Here is a 15,255-nt window from a genome sequence, read left to right as displayed (position 1 = left end):
TCGGACGACTCCGCGTGTCGGGAACCGGGCAGTCCACCCACCGCGTGTCCTGCCATCCCGGAAAGCCCGTACGGGATTCACGCGTCCCGCTTCATTTCCCGCTCGCCTTCCGCGAAGAATGGCCGCTGGGCCGGCATTCACCGTGGAACTTTCGTCATGACGATGGACTCCTCTTCCTTGAGACGACGACACCCTTCCCTTCTCTCCTCCGGCATCGCCCTGGGGTGCCTGGCGGTGTTGGGCACCGCCACGCCCGCGCTGGCACAGGACGACGACTCGCCCCGCAGGGTGGGCCTGCTGCTGGACGCGGGCGCCCCGCACGGCATCGGCCTGTCCGCGGTGGTGCGCCCCACGAACTGGCTGCGGCTGCAGGCGGGCCCCACCACCAACACGCTCAGCATCGGCGTGCGCGGCGGGGTGAGCATCCTTCCGATGGACACCTTCATCGCGCCGTCCATCAACGCGGAGGTCGGGCACTACTTCGGTTCGGAGTACAGCGAGGTGCTGGACTGGCTGGGCCGTGAGCCGAGCGCCACGTCGCAGGCCATCCGCGACGTCACGTACAACTACGTGACGGGCAGCCTGGGCCTGGAGGTGGGCACGAAGAGCCGCTTCAACTTCTTCCTCAACGTGGGCCTGAGCTACGTGGCGCTCACCGTGCCGGACCCCACGCCGCTCATCCAGGACGCGGCGAACGACGACAGCGTCACGTCCGGGCCGCTGCACGTGCGCGCCACCATCCCGTCGGTGAAGCTGGGCTTCATCGTCTACTTCTTCTGAGCCAGGAGACCTCCCACCATGCGAACGCCATCCTTCCGCACCCTCCTGCTCGCCAGCGCCGTGACCCTGCTGGGCACGGGCTGTGATTCGCTCTTCACCCTCGAGGTGGAGGCCGAGCGCATCTGCAAGACCGAGAACGACCTGTCCTTCCCCGCCGCCCCGCCCATCAGCGGCTCCGTGGAGCAGTCCTTCGAGATTCCGCTGGGCGACTTCGCCAGCGCGCTGCCCGAGGACGCCGACGTGGAGACGGAGCTGCGGCTGAAGCTCTTCGACGCCACCGCCAGCACGGACATCAGCGGCATCGAGCGCGCGAGCCTCTCCGTGCGCAAGCCGGGCTCCGCGGAGTACGTGCTGCTGGGCGAGTTCCGGCGCACGGGCACCACCGGCGCCACCAACACGCTCCAGCTCACCAGCAGCGGCCCGGTGGACGTGCTGGACCTGGCGAAGCAGGAGCAGCTGGAGTTCCTCTTCCAGGCCACGGGGTCGCCCCCCACGCAGTCGTGGACCGCGGACGTCGAGGTCTGCGTCGGCGCCAAGGCGAGCGCCAACTACTTCGGCCTGCTGTTCTAGGCGCGCAGGAGCCCCCGCCCCGGCCACGCGCGCCGGGGCGGCCGGGCCCGGTGTCCACTGGCGCGGGCCGGAAGTTGGACGGGGACGCGCGGGGCCCTTAAGTGGGGAGGGTGGGACGCAAGCGGGCCGTGGGCGGCATCGAGATTCCGGGATGGGCGTGGCTGGTGCCGTGCGCGCTGGTGCCCGTGGTGCTGCTCAACGTGGGCGTGGCCTGGCTGGGCGGGACGCAGGTGTCGCCGCTGTCCCTCTCCTTCCTCCAGACGAAGGCGCGCGCCCTGGGGGCCTACGTGGCGCACCGGCCCGCGTGCGTGCTGGATGACCACCCGCCGCTGGAGCCGCTCATCGCGGACGCGGAGCGCCGCCACGGGATTCCGCCGGGGCTCCTGAGGGCGCTCATCCAGGTGGAGTCGGAGACGCGGGTGCACCGCATCTCTCCCGCGGGGGCCATGGGGCCCGGGCAGCTGATGCCGGACACGGCGGCGCAGATGCGGGTGGAGGACCCCTTCGACCCGGCGCCGTCCGTCGACGCGAGCGGGCGCTACCTGGCCGAGCAGCTGCGCAGGTTCCGCGACGTGCGGCTGGCGGTGGCCGCGTACAACGCGGGCCCGGGGTCGGTGAACGGACACGTGCCACACAACGGGGAGACGGAGTTCTACGTGGCCAAGGTGCTCGCGGCCTATGAGCACACCCGGCCGAAGGCGCCGGTCCTGGCGAAGCGCCCGGCCGCCTCCGAGGCCCCGGTGAAGGCGCCGGTCCTGGCGAAGCGCCCGGCCGCCTCCGAGGCTCCGGCGAAGGCGACCGCCGCGAAGGCCCCCGTCGCGCGCAAGGCCCCCGCGCCCGCCCTGAACGTGAAGCCTCCCGTGGCTCCCAAGGTCGCCGCGCCGGGGAAGAAGCCCGTGCTCGCCTCCGCGCGCAAGCCCGCCGCGTCGCGCTGAGCCGCCGTCAGGCGCCGCCGTCGCGGGGCCGGGCGTCCTGCATCCCTTGCCCGTGCAGGCCGCTGGCCGCGCCGGCGTCCAGCCACAGCTCCACGTCGCGGTGGAGCTGGAGGAACGACGCGGGCCACCGGGGCGTGAGCGGCCCGTGCACCATCGCCGTCACCGCCGCGGCCTTGTTCACGCCGAACGCCAGCACCACCACCTTGCGCGCCTGGAGCACCGCCGCCATGCCCAGCGTCAGCGCCGCCATGGGCACCTTGGACGGATCATCCCCGAAGGCCATCACGTGCGACAGCCGCGTCTCCCGCGACAGGCGCGCGCGGTGGCTCCTCGCCGTCAGCACCTCGCCGGGTTCGTTGAACGCGATGTGCCCGTTGGGCCCCACGCCCAGCAGCAGCAGGTCCAGCCCCCCGGCCGCCGCGAGCGCCGCGTCATAGCGCGCGCACTCCGCCTCCGCGTCCGGCGCGCACCCGTCGAGGAAGTGGATCCGCTCCGTTGACAGATTCACATGCCGGAACAGGTGCCGGTCCATGTACGCGCGGAAGCTGCCCGCGTCCTCCGGCGGCAGGCCCAGGAACTCGTCCACGTTGAACGTCGTGGCCCGCGACAGGTCCAGCGCCCCCCGGGCCGCCAGGTCCACCAGGTTCCGGTACACGTTGAGCGGCGAGCGCCCCGTGACGAGCCCCAGCACCAGCTCCGGCGTGTGCCGCACCGCCTCGGCGATGCGCGCCGCGCAGGCGCTGGCCGCCTCCTGCTCCGTCTGGAACACCCTTGGGTTCATGAGCCGGCCAGCATACGCCGTCCTCCCCTGGCCCCCCAGCCGCCCGGTGCGTGGCGCCGCGCGGCAAGGCCCCACGCCTCCGGGAATGACAGAGGAACTCCGCTGGCGATTAACAAGGCCAGGTCCCCCGCACGCCCGGGGAACCGGGAAGCGTTGCCCACGGGCGCCCCGTGCAATCCGTCCTCACGCGCGGAGGCCGGGTCGCGCTAGAACCTGCCACATGAAAGTCGCCGTGCTCACCGGCGGGGGTGATTGCCCCGGCCTCAATGCGGTCATCCGAGCCATCGTCCGCCGTGCCAGCGAGCACGGCTTCGAGATGATGGGCCTGCGGGATGGATGGAAGGGCCTGCTGGACGACAACCACTTCCGCCTCACGCGGGAGACCACCTCCGGCATCCTCCACCGGGGTGGCACCATCCTGGGGACCTCGCGCGTCAACCCGTTCAAGGTGGAGAACGGCCTGGAGCGCGTGAAGCGCGCCATCGAGCGCAACGGCATCCACGCCGTCATCGCCATCGGCGGCGAGGGCACGCTGTCCGCCGCCACGCGCATGTCGCAGGAGGGCCTGCGCATCGTCGGCGTGCCGAAGACCATCGACAACGACCTCAACGGCACCGACTTCACCTTCGGCTTCGACACCGCGGTCTCCATCGCCACGGAGGCGGTGGACCGGCTGCACTCCACCGCGGAGTCCCACAAGCGCGTCATCGTCTGCGAGGTGATGGGCCGGCACGTCGGCTGGATTGCCACCTACGCGGGCATCGCCGGCGGCGCGGACGTCATCCTCGTCCCGGAGATCCCCGCGGACCTGGAGGCCGTCGCGCAGCACCTGGTGCGCCGCAACGCGGGCGGGCGCACCTTCTCCATCGTCGTGGTGGCGGAGGGCACGCGCATCAAGCTGTCCGCGGAGCAGAACGAGCAACTGGTCACCACGGGCGCCCTGGACGAAGCGGGCCGGCCGCGCCTGGGCGGCGTGGGCAACATCGTCGCCGCGGAGATTGAGCGGCGCACCGGCTTCGAGACGCGCGTCTCCGTGCTGGGCCACATCCAGCGCGGCGGCGCCCCCACGGCGCACGACCGGGTGCTCGCCACCCGGTTCGGCGTGCATGCGTGCGACATGGTGGCCCGCGGCGAGTTCGGCAGGATGGCCGCCCTGCGCGGCAACGACATCGTCAGTGAGAACCTGGCGGAGGCCACCCGGGAGCTCAAGCGCGTGCCCAAGGAGTTCTTCGAGGTCGCGCAGGTTTTCTTCGGCTGACATTGACGTGTTGCGCCATGCCTGCTCCCACGGGGAGTGGCGGGCATGGCGCCGCGCATCCGGTAGCATCCGGCCCTTCCCCCTCTCCCGAAGGGATGGTGTCGATGCTCACCGGTCGCATGATGGACTTCCCGCTCACCCTGACGCACTTCCTGGAGCGGGCGCGCTCCTATTACGCCGCGCAGGAGATCGTCAGCCGCAGGCCGGACAAGTCCCTGCACCGCTACACGTACGGGGACTTCCACCAGCGTGTCTGCCAATTGGCGAACGCGCTCACCCGGCTGGGGGTGAAGCCCGGGGACCGCGTGGCGTCGCTGAGCTGGAACCACCACCAGCACCTGGAAGTGTATTTCGGCGTGCCGGCGATGGGCGCGGTGATGCACACGCTCAACCTGCGGCTGCACCCCAACGACCTGGGCTACATCGCGCGCCACGCGGAGGACACGGTGGTGGTGGTGGACCGCTCGCTGTTGCCGCTGGTGGAGAAGTTCGAGAAGGCCGCCGGCCACATCAAGCACGTCATCGTCATCCCGGACGACGGCCCGGTGCCCGAGGGGCGGCTGGACTACGAGCAGCTGCTCGCGGCGGAGGCGCCCACGTTCGACTTTCCGCGCCTGGATGAGAACAGCGCGGCGATGCTCTGCTACACGTCCGGCACGACGGGCAACCCGAAGGGCGTGCTCTTCAGCCACCGCTCCATCGTGCTGCACACGCTGGTGTGCTGCCTGCCGGAGGTGCTGGGGCTGAAGGAGTCCGACACGGTGCTGGCGGTGGTGCCCATGTTCCACGCGGCGGCGTGGGGCCTGCCGTTCGACGCGCTGCTCACGGGCGCGAAGCAGGTGCTGCCCGGGCCGCACCTCGACCCCCAGTCGCTGCTGGAGCTGATGCAGAACGAGAAGGTCACGGTGGCCGGCGGCGTGCCCACCATCTGGCTGGGCATCCTGGCGCAGCTGGACCGCGAGCCGGGCAAGTGGGACCTGAGCGCCATGCGGCACATGGTGATTGGCGGCTCCGCGGCGCCGCCGGCGCTGATTGACGGGTTCCGCAAGCGCCACGGGCAGAACGTGCTGCACGCGTGGGGCATGACGGAGATGAACCCGGTGGGCACGCTCGCGCGGCTCAAGGGGGACCTGCGCACGGCGTCGCCGGAGGCGCAGCTCGAGGCGTACGCGTCGCAGGGCTACTCGGTGCCGTTCGTGGAGACGCGGCACGTGAGCGACAGGGGGGAGATCTTGCCCTGGGACGGCAAGGCCATGGGCGAATTGGAGGTGCGCGGGCCCATGGTGGCGGCGTCGTACTACGGCGACGAGGGCAAGGACCGGTTCACGCAGGACGGGTGGTTCAAGACGGGCGACGTGGTGACCATCGACCCGGCGGGCTACCTGCACATCACCGACCGCAGCAAGGACGTCATCAAGTCCGGCGGCGAGTGGATCAGCTCCGTGGCGCTGGAGAACGCGCTGATGGCGCACCCGTCCGTGCTGGAGGCGGCGGTGTTCGCGGGGCGGCATCCGAAGTGGGACGAGCGGCCGCTGGCGGCGGTGGTGTTCAAGCCGGGACAGCAGGCGACGAAGGCGGAGCTGACGGCGCACCTGGAGAAGCAGTTCGCGAAGTGGTGGCTGCCGGATGACATCCTCTTCGTGACCCAGATTCCGCGCACGTCGACGGGGAAGTTCCTGAAGATGAAGCTGCGGGAGGACTACGGGGACCACCTGATGAAGGCGTCCGCGGCGTCCTGAAGTGGGTGGAAGGACCGCCGGGCACCTGACACTGGGGGCCGGCGGCTCGCGCCGGGGCGGGGCTGGGGGTAACGTGGGGGCGTGATGCCTTCCGTCCAACAGCTCCGCCCGTTCGCCTACGCGCCCGTGCAGGCGTTCCTGCAAGCCTCCGGGCCGGTGGTGCTCATCCAGCAGCCGCCAGAGCCGGTGTTCCAGCAGGTGGCGTTGCGGCTGGCGGAGGCGCGCACGGTGGGGATGGCGCACCGCTCGCGCCTGGTGGACCGGCTGCTGGTGATGCTCCAGGCGTTCGACTCGCTGGAGGTCCACTTCCTGGGGCCGGAGCAGGACGGGCAGGAGATGAAGGTGGGGCGGCTGGAGGGGTGCACGCTGATGGTGCACGACCCGTCGGTGTCGAAGCAGCACGCGGTGCTGCGCTGGCACGCGGCGCAGGGGACGTGCTCCGTGAAGGACCTGGGGTCCATGAACGGCACCTGGCTGAACGCCGCGGAGCTGGGCGAGGGCGAGGTGCGGCTGCTCACGGACGGGGACGCGCTGGCCTTCGGGGATGCGCAGTTCCTGTACCTGCGAGCGGAGACGCTGCACTCGCACCTGCGGCTCGCGAGCCCGGGCGGGGGGATGTGACGCGAACTACCGCGCGTCGATCTCCTGGTAGTGCACATCGCTGGGGCCCAGGCGCTGCACGGTTTCCACGAAGCGTTCGCTGACGACGCGCGGGTTGGCCCCATCAATGCCGAAGACGTCGAGCCCTTCCGGGATGGAGGAGCGCAGCAGCCAGCGCTTCGGCGGCAGGGAGAACGACTCCGGCTTGCCGCAGAGGTCGCACGCAGGCGTCTTCCATTCGCCGATGCAGTCCGGATGCAGGCGGGCCAGAGGCCGGGCCTCCAATTCGTAGAGCGCGGGCATGGTGCTCCGGCGGGACCTGAGCTCCATCCGGACCGCGATGACACCTTTCAGTCCCTCGGCCTTGAGCAGTTCCACCGCGTCCTCGCGGAGGAGCACCCGCCATGAGGGCCAACAGGTGATCGGGCCAAACCTGCCTCGCACCGTTCCGATCATGGGCCCGAACGAGCCCCCTGCTCTCACAGGAAGCTCGGGAGGAACAAAGGGGCGAATGAGGGCCACCAGCCGGTTGTATTCCGCGACGGACATGGGTCCCTTGGGCTCGGCCAGCACCGGCTCCGCCACCGCGGAAAGGTCCACGGATGGGAAGGCATCCATCCACGCCCAGGGGCCGAACCTGGGACAGTCAACGCCGGACAGGTGCCATCGATGCTCGGCGCGGTAATCACCACTCCATTGCGGTTCTACGCCGTCAGGCGGGCCACGAACCTCGAAGTAGCGCATTGATCAGTCCTCGAAGGGCACGGGCGTCAGGTCCACTTGCTGCCAATACGTCATCGGCAGACCCAAGAGCTCATACTTTCGAATCATCCATGCGGCGTGCTCGAAGTGATCCGGAATGTCGGCCTCGGCCCCCTGCAGCCCGATGAAGGTATCCCAATCTCGATTCCAAGGTCCGCCCCACGCACCACGATGGATGCGTGCGTGCACCTCCGCATCGATGGCCAGGACGTACTGGTGGATATCGATGCCCTTGTCCTGAAAATGCTTCTTGAACGCCTGCGGGAAGATGTGGTGCCGCTCCTTCGGTCGCTTCGCCCACTCCTGTAGCGCCTTCTCCCGGCGCACCTCGCTGGGCAGCTTCTCGCGCCGGTGCCAGCGGAACACCATGACGGGCACCGCGTCGCCCGGAAGTCCCTGCGCGCTTCCCCACGTCCGCTGCGGCCCACTGCCGGGCGCCACGAAGATGGGCGCCACCGGCATGGCCCCTCGCGTCCGCACGATGCGGTTCGGGGCCAGGTCCTCGCACCGGAACAGCGCGCAGACGTCGTCCTCGCAGACGTGCGTGAGGCACTGGTCCTCATCACGGTCCTCGCACTCCCGCGACGCCTCCGCCTGCTCCCAGTCCTTCGCCGGTGAGTGCACGGGTGCGGACGCGCACCCCATCAACACCACCAGCCACAGCAACCCCTCGCGCATTCAGCCTCCGATTTTCCTGTTATCCCATTCAACCGGCCAATCCTTCCGCCGATGTTTGGATGAAGGGAGCAGGGGAAGAGAGGGGCTGGGCCTGGCCTGTGGCAGTCACGGAGGGCAGAGGCAGTGCTTCCGGCAGTCGCGGGCTGGGCGCCCGGTCCACGCGGGGAAGATGCATGAAGGGACTGCGACTCCACCCCTTCGGATAGCCAAAAGAGCGGCGCGACTGGGGAGTCTCTAGCGACTTCCCCGGCGCGGGGGTGACTCAGGAGCGCGGAAGGCGAGACTACCCATAAAGTCCCGCGCTCTCTCCGCCGGGAGCTCCCGGGATGCGCGGCCGGACAGGCCTACTCGCTGGCGGAAGGCCCCGTCCCACGCGCTGGAGTCGTCCATGAGAAGTGAGAAGAGAAGCGGTCTGGCACTGCTGGCCCTGGGCCTAGTGCTGGCCCTGGCAGGCTGTGGCAGCACCCCAGAAGTGCAGGAGGGCAGCGCCCAGACCGTCTTAACACAGCTGCAGCCTTTAAAAGCAGGCGACATCGCCGAATCAAAGGCATTGAATACCCAGGCCCAGAATGGCGTGTGCCGGGGCCAGACGCAGCAAAACGCGACGGCCTGGCAGCAGTATACCCACGAGGGCATCTACGTGGATGTGAACACGGCGAGCTGCGGTTTCAGCGAGACGCCGCTGTACTTCACTTCCATTGGAGGACTCAGCACCCACTGGGTCAGCTCCGGCGCCACGTCCATTTACACGCCAACGCCCACGGGATTCCGCATCTACGTCCACCTCCCAGGCATCACTCCTGGCCAAGCCAACGCTTACGGCTGGCACATCAACTGGCAGGCCACACCCAACAATCTACGTCAGCCGACGCTCTGCACCGGCCAGACGCAGCAAAACGCGACGGCCTGGCAGCAGTATACCCACGAGGGCATCTACGTGGATGTGAACACGGCGAGCTGCGCTTTCAGCGAGACGCCTCTGTACTTCACTTCCATTGGAGGACTCAGCACCCACTGGGTCAGCTCCGGTGCCACGTCCATTTACACGCCAACGCCCACGGGATTCCGCATCTACGTCTACCTCCCAGGCATCACTCCTGGTCAAGCCAACGCTTACGGCTGGCACATCAACTGGCAGGCCACACCTAACAATCTACGCCAGCCGACGCTCTGCACCGGCCAGACACAGCAAAACGCGACGGCCTGGCAGCAGTATACCCACGAGGGCATCTACGTGGATGTGAACACGGCGAGCTGCGCTTTCAGCGAGACACCTCTGTACTTCACTTCCATTGGAGGACTCAGCACCCACTGGATCAGCTCCAGTGCCACATCTATTTACGCGCCAACGCCCACGGGATTCCGCATCTACGTCTACCTCCCAGGCATCACTCCTGGTCAAGCCAACGCTTACGGCTGGCACATCAATTGGAGTATGCGATAGCGGCGAGCCAAGTGCGGTTGCGCTGACGCTCTCCGCAAGTCTGCGAGGGCTGGCCCAGCTAGCCTTGGCAACGTGGGTGACACGCCGCCGGGCCCGTGGTGCGAGCGACTTGAACGTCGCAGGCGCCGCCAAATCCCTGATTTCGGGCGGTTCATCCGCGCGATTTACACGTTCAGGCCCGTGGAGCCCAGGCGAGCAGCCCGGTGACGGAGGACAGCGCGGCGTCAGGGGGTCCGTTATCCTCGGGCCTCCTCACGACACCGAGAGCGCGCACACCATGGGAAGGCTGCTGGTCCTGCTGTTCGTCTACCTGGGCGCGTACCTCGTGCTGCGCAGGCTGTGGCCCGCGGTCACTCGCGGCTGGCGCCATGGCGTGTTGCTGGGGCTCATGGGCTTCGCGTTCGCGGCCTGGACCGTGCCCGCCGTCACCGGCTACGGGCTCCACCACACGCCTCCGTTCCTCGTGCCGGTGAAGCTGTTCGCCGTCGTGTGGAGCATCACCGCGCTGCTGGTGATGCTCATGGGCCTGCCGTTCCTCGTCCTCAAGCTGCGCGCCGAGCGCCGCCAGCGGGCCGCGCCCCCCGGCGTGGACCTGGAGCGCCGCAACCTCCTGGTGAAGGCCGGTCAGGCCATGCCCGTCTTCGCCATGGGCGCCAGCGCCGTGGGCGTCGTGGGCGGCAGCCTGGGCTTCACCGTTCGCGAGGTGGAGGTGAAGCTGCGCGGCCTCCCCTCCGCGCTCGACGGCTTCCGCATCGGGCAGATCACCGACGTCCACGTGGGCCCCTTCATCTCCCCCGAGTACCTGCGCGGCGCCGTGGAGGTGATGAACACCGCGGGCGTGGACCTCCAGGTGATGACCGGGGACCTCATCGACGACGTGAACCAGCTCGACGAGACGATGGCCGCCCTCGCCTCCACGACGGCCCGTCACGGCATGCTCGCCATCCTGGGCAACCACGAGCACTGGCGCGGGCTGGACGAAGTCCTGGGCGGCTACGCGCAGCTGGCCCAGCGCGGCGCTCCGGTCCGGCTGCTCGTGGATGAAGCCCACGTGCTGGAGCATGGCGGCCAGCGCTTGCGCGTGGTGGGCGTGGACTTCCCCATGTCCGGCCGCAGCCGCACGGTGCGTGACCAGCGCTGGCAGCACTCCGCGGAGACGGCGTTCAAGGAGGGCCACCCGGACGACGTGGTCCTCTGCCTCTCCCACCACCCGGACTTCTTCCCCTACGCCGCCGAGCGCGGCGCGCGCCTCACGCTCGCGGGCCACACCCACGGCGGACAGGTGGCCTTCCTCGGGGTCCCGCTGTTCGGCTTCGCCTTCAAGCACATGCTGGGCCGCTATCGCTTCCGCGACAGCCACCTCTACGTCTCCGGCGGCACGGGGCACTGGCTCCCCTTCCGCATCGGCATCCCGCCCGAGGTGACGCTCCTCACGCTGCGCAGCGCCTGAGTCCTCAGTGGGTGAACCGGGGCCCACGTGAGTCCGGGTGTAACCGGGTGCGGACGCATTCCGTACAGGGGGCAAGGAGAGCCCCTCATGCTCACGAAGCTTCTGTCCCGCCCCCTCTCGCCGGCCCCCGCGCTCCAGACGCCCAAGGCCCCCACTCCGGCCACCCTGACCGCCCCGCCCCGCCTCCAGAACACGGCGGTGCGCGCGTTCCAGGGCACCAGCGGCTTCGAGCCGGCCCGGCTCACGAAGCCCCTCCTCCCGCCGCTCCCGCCCCTGCTGCCCGGCGACCTGGGGAAGCTCATCAACCCCCGCCATGCCGCGGTGGAAGAGGCCCTGGCGACGGGCAACACGGTGCCCTTCACCAACACCGACGGGAAGACGGAGCAGGTCTCCATCACGCCCGTGTCCCTGCCCTTCGGCAATAGCGACCTCTACGTCGTCCGCGTCGGCGACGACACGTTCACCGTGTCCATCGAGGAGGGCAGCGACGCGGACGCGGCGGACGTCCTCACCCAGGTCATCGATTCGTACAGCGAGACGCCGGAGGACCTTCGCGGCTCGCTCGAGCACGTCGTCGTCAAGAAGGACCCGGATCCGGATGGGGCCGCCGCGCGCGCGGGCGACGGCACCATCACCTTCTATGACGGCCAGGCCAACGTGACGGCCGACATCTTCCACCACGAAATCGGCCACCTCATCGGCCGGCAGGTGGAGGACGCGAACGACAGCATCCTGTCCGGCATCTTCGAGAGGCTCTCGGGCGAGCCCCCGCCCATCCCCGATGGCTGGGCGGAAGCCGCGGCCTCGGACGGCAACCACCTCAACGACTACACGGAGGAGAGCTTCGAGAAGTCCGGCGTCTACACGGAGGACTTCGCGGAGGCCTGGTCCGAGTACATGCGGGCGCTCGATGGCGGCCCCAAGGCCCTCGCCCGGTTCGAGCAGATGTATCCCGAGCGCTCCGAAATCCTCGAGGACCTCTACCCGCCGCCGGCCTGAGCCATCCCGCCCGCGTCCAGCAACCGCAGCGGCGTGTCCCGCCCCATGGCGATGAAGGGCGCCCAGTAGTGCGGATGGGGCTGAGCCTTCCGCAGCTCCCGCATCGCCTCACGCAGCGCCGTGGCCAGCCCTTCCCCGCCCAGCAGGTGGCGGTAGTAGGTCTCCATCAACGTGCGCGTCGTCGCGTCGTCCACCTTCCAGAGGCTCATCACCACCGTCTCCGCGCCCGCCACCAGGAAGGCCCGGCGCAGGCCGTAGACGCCCTGCCCGCGCCGGACCGCGCCGCGGCCGGTGTCACAGGCGGACAGCACCACCAGCTGCGTGCCCCACAAATCCAGCCCCGCCAGCTCCAGCGCCGTCACCAGCGCGCTGTCGGACGTGCTCTTCTGCTCTGTCTCCCCCGCGAGCAGCAGGCCGGAGCGCAGCAGCGGATCCGGCGGACGCACGGGCTGCGGATCCTCGCCCAGCGCGCCGAAGGTCGCGACGGCCCGCGAGCTCTCCTGCGCGGTGGCGTCCTCCAGGAAGAAGCCGTGCGTGGCCAGGTGGAGGATGCCGGGCGTGCGCAGTTGCAGCAGCCGCTCCTTCGTCGCCTTCGCCCCCAGGAACAGCTGCGCCTGCGGGAACAGGCGCTGGATGGCCTCCGCCTCCTCGCGCGAGCCCGGCAGCGGGACCGGGGCCCAGTCCCGCGCCACCAGGTCCTCGCGCCGCGTCGAGGGAGAGCGCTCCGCCACCAGGGACGCGCCTCCCGTGGGGAGCTCGGCGGTCCGGGGTCCCGTGTTGAACGCTGGATCCGCCAGCACCACCACGGAGGACGCGGGCTGGGGCTGCTGGGCACGCGGCAGCAGGTCCTTGCCGGAGGTGACATAGGTGAAGTCGTAGCCGTCCACGAGGTACCGCTGGCCGTCGTGCAGCGCCGCGAAGGGCACCAGGGCCAGTTCGCCATCCGGTGACAGGAAGAGGCGGCGGGCCTTACCCAGCAGCGGCAGCAGCGGCTGGAAGGCGAGCTGGTAGAGCGCGTGCGCGGAGTCCTCGAAGGCGGCGTCCCGGCGCGCCAGCGCGTCCCGCAGGCTGGAGGCCGCCGCTTCGATGGGCCCCGCGGGGCCCAGGTCGAGCGCGTGAATGTCCGCGTCCGGAAGGAGCACCAATGCCAGACAGCGCAGCTGCGGCGTGCCGGTCCCCTGGACCAGGGGCCGGTCCTCGTAGGTGATGAACTCCACGAGGGCGCCATCCTTCGGCAGGGACTCGGCGACCCGGTCGACGATGTCCTCGGGAGACGGCAGCGCGGCCAGCGCGCGCAGCGGAGCGGAACGGCTGGCGAGGGTCGCCTCCAGCGCGTCGCCCTGCGCGGTCAGCGCCGTGAGCTGCCCCTGGTAGACGGACGGCGCGAGCGCGCCGGGCCCGTGGAGCGAGAGGCTGGCCAGCTGGGTGCGCAGCTTGCGCAGCTGCTCGAAGGTGCCGCGCTCCTCCGGGCCCAGGCTCCGGTAGACCGCGCGGGAGATGTCGGCCGTCTCCTCGACGGAGCGGCCCTTGAGCAGCAGCGCCGCGCTCAGGGCCAGGCGCCGGACGCCAGCGGAGTCCGGGTGCGCGCGCACGAGCGCATAGAGCTGCTCCTCGTCCGCGCGCAGGTGCTGGAGGAAGCTGGCCAGCCGCGCCTCGGAGAACTCCAGGGCCTCGCGGCGCAGGCGCTGCTCGGAGACGGCGAAGGCGCGCGTGAACAGCGGCACGGCGTCCTCCAGGCGGCGCTGCGCCAGACGCAGGAGGGCCAGGTTGTTGAGCGAGGCCGCCAGGTCCGGGTGGTTCTTGCCCAGCACCGCCTCACGGATGGCCAGCGCGCGCGCGTAGAGCGGCTCCGCCTGGCTGTACATCCCCTGGTCCCGGTAGAGATTGGCCAGGTTGTTGAGCGAGCCGGCGACGTCCGGGTGGTTCTTGCCGAGCACCTCCTCCCAGATGGCCAGCGCGCGCGCGTAGAGCGGCTCCGCCTGGGTGAGCTTCCCCTGCTTGCGGTAGAGCGTGGCCAGGTTGTTGAGCGACGCGGCGACGTGCGGGTGATTCCTGCCGAGCGCCGCCTCCCAGAGCCCGAGCGCGCGCGCATAGAGCGGCTCGGCCCGGGCGTACTTCCCCTGCGCTTGATAGAGCGTGGCCAGGTTGTTGAGCGCGGCGGCCAGGTCCGAAGCGCTGCTGTCGGGAGCCGCCTCCCGGATGGCGAGCGCGCGCGCGTAGAGCGGCTCGGCCCGGTCATACAGCCCCTGGTCCTGATAGAGATTGGCCAGGTTGTTGAGCGAGTCCGCCACCAGGGGATCCTTCTTGCCCAGCGCCGACTCCCGGATGGCGAGCGCGCGCAGGCCCAGCGGCTCCGCGCGGCTGTAGAGGCCCTGGTCCTGGTAGAGCGTGGCCAGGGTGTCCAGCGAGTCCGCGACCAGGGGATGCTTCTTGCCCAGCGCCGACTCGCGCAGGGAGAGCGCCCGCACGTACAGCGGCTCCGCCCGGCTGTAGAGGCCCTGCTCCCGGTAGAGCAGCGCCAGGTTGTTGAGCGAGTCCGCGACGGTGAGGTGCTGCTTGCCGAGCACGTTCTCCCGCAAATCCAACGCGCGCGAGTAGAGCGGCTCCGCCCGGCTGTAGAGCCCCTGCTGCTGGTAGAGGTTGGCCAGGTTGTTGAGGGACTCGGCGTAGGCGGACTGGTTCTCGTTGAGGGTCGCTTCCTGGCTGGCGAACGCGCCCATGCGGCGGCGCTTGTCCAGGCTGTACAGGTTGTTCGTCCGCCGGGCGAAGGCGTGCCCGTGGTCGTAGAAGCCCCCCGCCTGACGGTCCGTCTCCATCGCGGGGGAGGCGGCGAAGCTGAGCAGCGCGGCCGCGGTGACGGACCTCGCGGCGTCGTCGTTCACCACCGCTTCCCGGATGGCCAGCGCGCGCTCGTGGAGGACGCCCGCCCGGGCGAAGTCCCCCTGCAGCCGGTACAGCTCCCCCAGCAGGTTCAGGGCGTAGGCCACGTCCGGATGCGACTCCCCGAGCACGGTCTCCCGCAGCGCCAGGGCCCTGGCTCCGGGCGCCATGGCCTCGGCGTACCGGCCCTCGTCGTAGAGCGTCACGGCCTGGTCATAGGCCTGGAGCGCGTCCGCCAGCCGCGCATCCAGGGGCTCCCGCCCCCCCGGCATGATCGAGGCACACCCCAGTGCCATCACCACCATGCACCCGAGAACCCACCGCATGCCGACGCCTCCAGGGAACCGGAGATGACCCACCCGGGCCCGCCCCTCCCGAC

The 15,255-nt window shown here is 70.1% G+C and carries 13 protein-coding genes; 9 read left to right on the top strand and 4 right to left on the bottom strand.

Features of this window, described 5'->3' with window-relative positions:
- Positions 1 to 177: 177 nt before the first annotated feature.
- From AABA78_RS12440 to AABA78_RS12430, 3 genes are all read left to right on the top strand, one after another.
- Complete coding sequence (locus tag AABA78_RS12440; RefSeq protein ID WP_338263185.1) at positions 178 to 780, top strand: hypothetical protein; 603 nt, start codon at positions 178 to 180, stop codon at positions 778 to 780.
- A gap of 18 nt (positions 781 to 798) precedes the next feature.
- A complete protein-coding gene (locus AABA78_RS12435; protein ID WP_171421373.1) occupies positions 799 to 1,350 on the top strand; it encodes a hypothetical protein in 552 nt (183 codons plus the stop codon).
- A 110-nt stretch (positions 1,351 to 1,460) separates the two neighbouring features.
- Positions 1,461 to 2,285 carry a lytic transglycosylase domain-containing protein gene (locus AABA78_RS12430; RefSeq protein WP_338263184.1) on the top strand — a complete coding sequence of 275 codons (825 nt, stop codon included), beginning with the start codon at positions 1,461 to 1,463 and terminating at the stop codon, positions 2,283 to 2,285.
- Positions 2,286 to 2,292: 7 nt separating this feature from the next.
- Here the strand turns inward: AABA78_RS12430 and AABA78_RS12425 are convergent, their stop codons facing one another.
- Entirely contained in the window at positions 2,293 to 3,066 is a 774-nt protein-coding gene (locus AABA78_RS12425) for a glucosamine-6-phosphate deaminase (RefSeq protein ID WP_338263183.1), read from the bottom strand.
- 220 nt (positions 3,067 to 3,286) lie between these two features.
- Here AABA78_RS12425 and AABA78_RS12420 point away from each other — a divergent pair, with 220 nt between their 5' ends.
- From AABA78_RS12420 to AABA78_RS12410, 3 genes are all read left to right on the top strand, one after another.
- A complete protein-coding gene (locus AABA78_RS12420; protein WP_338263182.1) occupies positions 3,287 to 4,324 on the top strand; it encodes a 6-phosphofructokinase in 1,038 nt (345 codons plus the stop codon).
- A gap of 104 nt (positions 4,325 to 4,428) precedes the next feature.
- Complete coding sequence (locus AABA78_RS12415; protein ID WP_338263181.1) at positions 4,429 to 6,063, top strand: long-chain fatty acid--CoA ligase; 1,635 nt, start codon at positions 4,429 to 4,431, stop codon at positions 6,061 to 6,063.
- Between the two features lie 84 nt (positions 6,064 to 6,147).
- Positions 6,148 to 6,684 carry an FHA domain-containing protein gene (locus tag AABA78_RS12410; RefSeq protein WP_338263180.1) on the top strand — a complete coding sequence of 179 codons (537 nt, stop codon included), beginning with the start codon at positions 6,148 to 6,150 and terminating at the stop codon, positions 6,682 to 6,684.
- A 6-nt stretch (positions 6,685 to 6,690) separates the two neighbouring features.
- Here AABA78_RS12410 and sitI6 read toward each other — a convergent pair whose 3' ends face one another.
- Complete coding sequence (sitI6, locus tag AABA78_RS12405; RefSeq protein WP_338263179.1) at positions 6,691 to 7,407, bottom strand: SitI6 family double-CXXCG motif immunity protein; 717 nt, start codon at positions 7,405 to 7,407, stop codon at positions 6,691 to 6,693.
- Between the two features lie 3 nt (positions 7,408 to 7,410).
- A complete protein-coding gene (gene sitA6 / locus AABA78_RS12400; protein ID WP_338263178.1) occupies positions 7,411 to 8,103 on the bottom strand; it encodes a SitA6 family polymorphic toxin lipoprotein in 693 nt (230 codons plus the stop codon).
- A gap of 388 nt (positions 8,104 to 8,491) precedes the next feature.
- Between sitA6 and AABA78_RS12395 the strand changes: the two genes are divergently transcribed.
- The 3 genes from AABA78_RS12395 (at position 8,492) to AABA78_RS12385 (ending at position 11,996) form a co-directional block, all read left to right on the top strand.
- Positions 8,492 to 9,547 carry a hypothetical protein gene (locus AABA78_RS12395; RefSeq protein WP_338263177.1) on the top strand — a complete coding sequence of 352 codons (1,056 nt, stop codon included), beginning with the start codon at positions 8,492 to 8,494 and terminating at the stop codon, positions 9,545 to 9,547.
- Positions 9,548 to 9,824: 277 nt separating this feature from the next.
- Complete coding sequence (locus AABA78_RS12390; protein ID WP_338263176.1) at positions 9,825 to 10,997, top strand: metallophosphoesterase; 1,173 nt, start codon at positions 9,825 to 9,827, stop codon at positions 10,995 to 10,997.
- Between the two features lie 87 nt (positions 10,998 to 11,084).
- Positions 11,085 to 11,996 (top strand): hypothetical protein, encoded by a 912-nt coding sequence (locus AABA78_RS12385; RefSeq protein ID WP_338263175.1) that lies wholly within the window; start codon positions 11,085 to 11,087, stop codon positions 11,994 to 11,996.
- On the opposite strand, the gene AABA78_RS12380 is transcribed toward AABA78_RS12385, so the two are convergent.
- Entirely contained in the window at positions 11,978 to 15,202 is a 3,225-nt protein-coding gene (locus AABA78_RS12380; RefSeq protein WP_338263174.1) for a CHAT domain-containing tetratricopeptide repeat protein, read from the bottom strand. The two genes, AABA78_RS12385 and AABA78_RS12380, sit on opposite strands and share 19 nt — an antisense overlap.
- Positions 15,203 to 15,255 lie beyond the last annotated feature (53 nt).

Origin of the sequence: Corallococcus caeni, assembly GCF_036245865.1 — a bacterium.
Lineage (GTDB): Bacteria > Myxococcota > Myxococcia > Myxococcales > Myxococcaceae > Corallococcus > Corallococcus caeni.
This window is presented reverse-complemented; position numbering and strand designations above follow the sequence as displayed.

What these genes read in the sequence shown, in the direction of transcription:
- AABA78_RS12435 (WP_171421373.1), top strand. Translation starts at nt 799, where the DNA reads ATGCGAACGCCATCCTTCCGCACCCTCCTGCTCGCCAGCGCCGTGACC.
- AABA78_RS12425 (WP_338263183.1), bottom strand. Translation starts at nt 3,066, where the DNA reads ATGAACCCAAGGGTGTTCCAGACGGAGCAGGAGGCGGCCAGCGCCTGC.
- AABA78_RS12420 (WP_338263182.1), top strand. Translation starts at nt 3,287, where the DNA reads ATGAAAGTCGCCGTGCTCACCGGCGGGGGTGATTGCCCCGGCCTCAAT.
- AABA78_RS12415 (WP_338263181.1), top strand. Translation starts at nt 4,429, where the DNA reads ATGCTCACCGGTCGCATGATGGACTTCCCGCTCACCCTGACGCACTTC.
- AABA78_RS12410 (WP_338263180.1), top strand. Translation starts at nt 6,148, where the DNA reads ATGCCTTCCGTCCAACAGCTCCGCCCGTTCGCCTACGCGCCCGTGCAG.
- sitI6 (WP_338263179.1), bottom strand. Translation starts at nt 7,407, where the DNA reads ATGCGCTACTTCGAGGTTCGTGGCCCGCCTGACGGCGTAGAACCGCAA.
- sitA6 (WP_338263178.1), bottom strand. Translation starts at nt 8,103, where the DNA reads ATGCGCGAGGGGTTGCTGTGGCTGGTGGTGTTGATGGGGTGCGCGTCC.
- AABA78_RS12395 (WP_338263177.1), top strand. Translation starts at nt 8,492, where the DNA reads ATGAGAAGTGAGAAGAGAAGCGGTCTGGCACTGCTGGCCCTGGGCCTA.
- AABA78_RS12390 (WP_338263176.1), top strand. Translation starts at nt 9,825, where the DNA reads ATGGGAAGGCTGCTGGTCCTGCTGTTCGTCTACCTGGGCGCGTACCTC.
- AABA78_RS12385 (WP_338263175.1), top strand. Translation starts at nt 11,085, where the DNA reads ATGCTCACGAAGCTTCTGTCCCGCCCCCTCTCGCCGGCCCCCGCGCTC.
- AABA78_RS12380 (WP_338263174.1), bottom strand. Translation starts at nt 15,202, where the DNA reads ATGCGGTGGGTTCTCGGGTGCATGGTGGTGATGGCACTGGGGTGTGCC.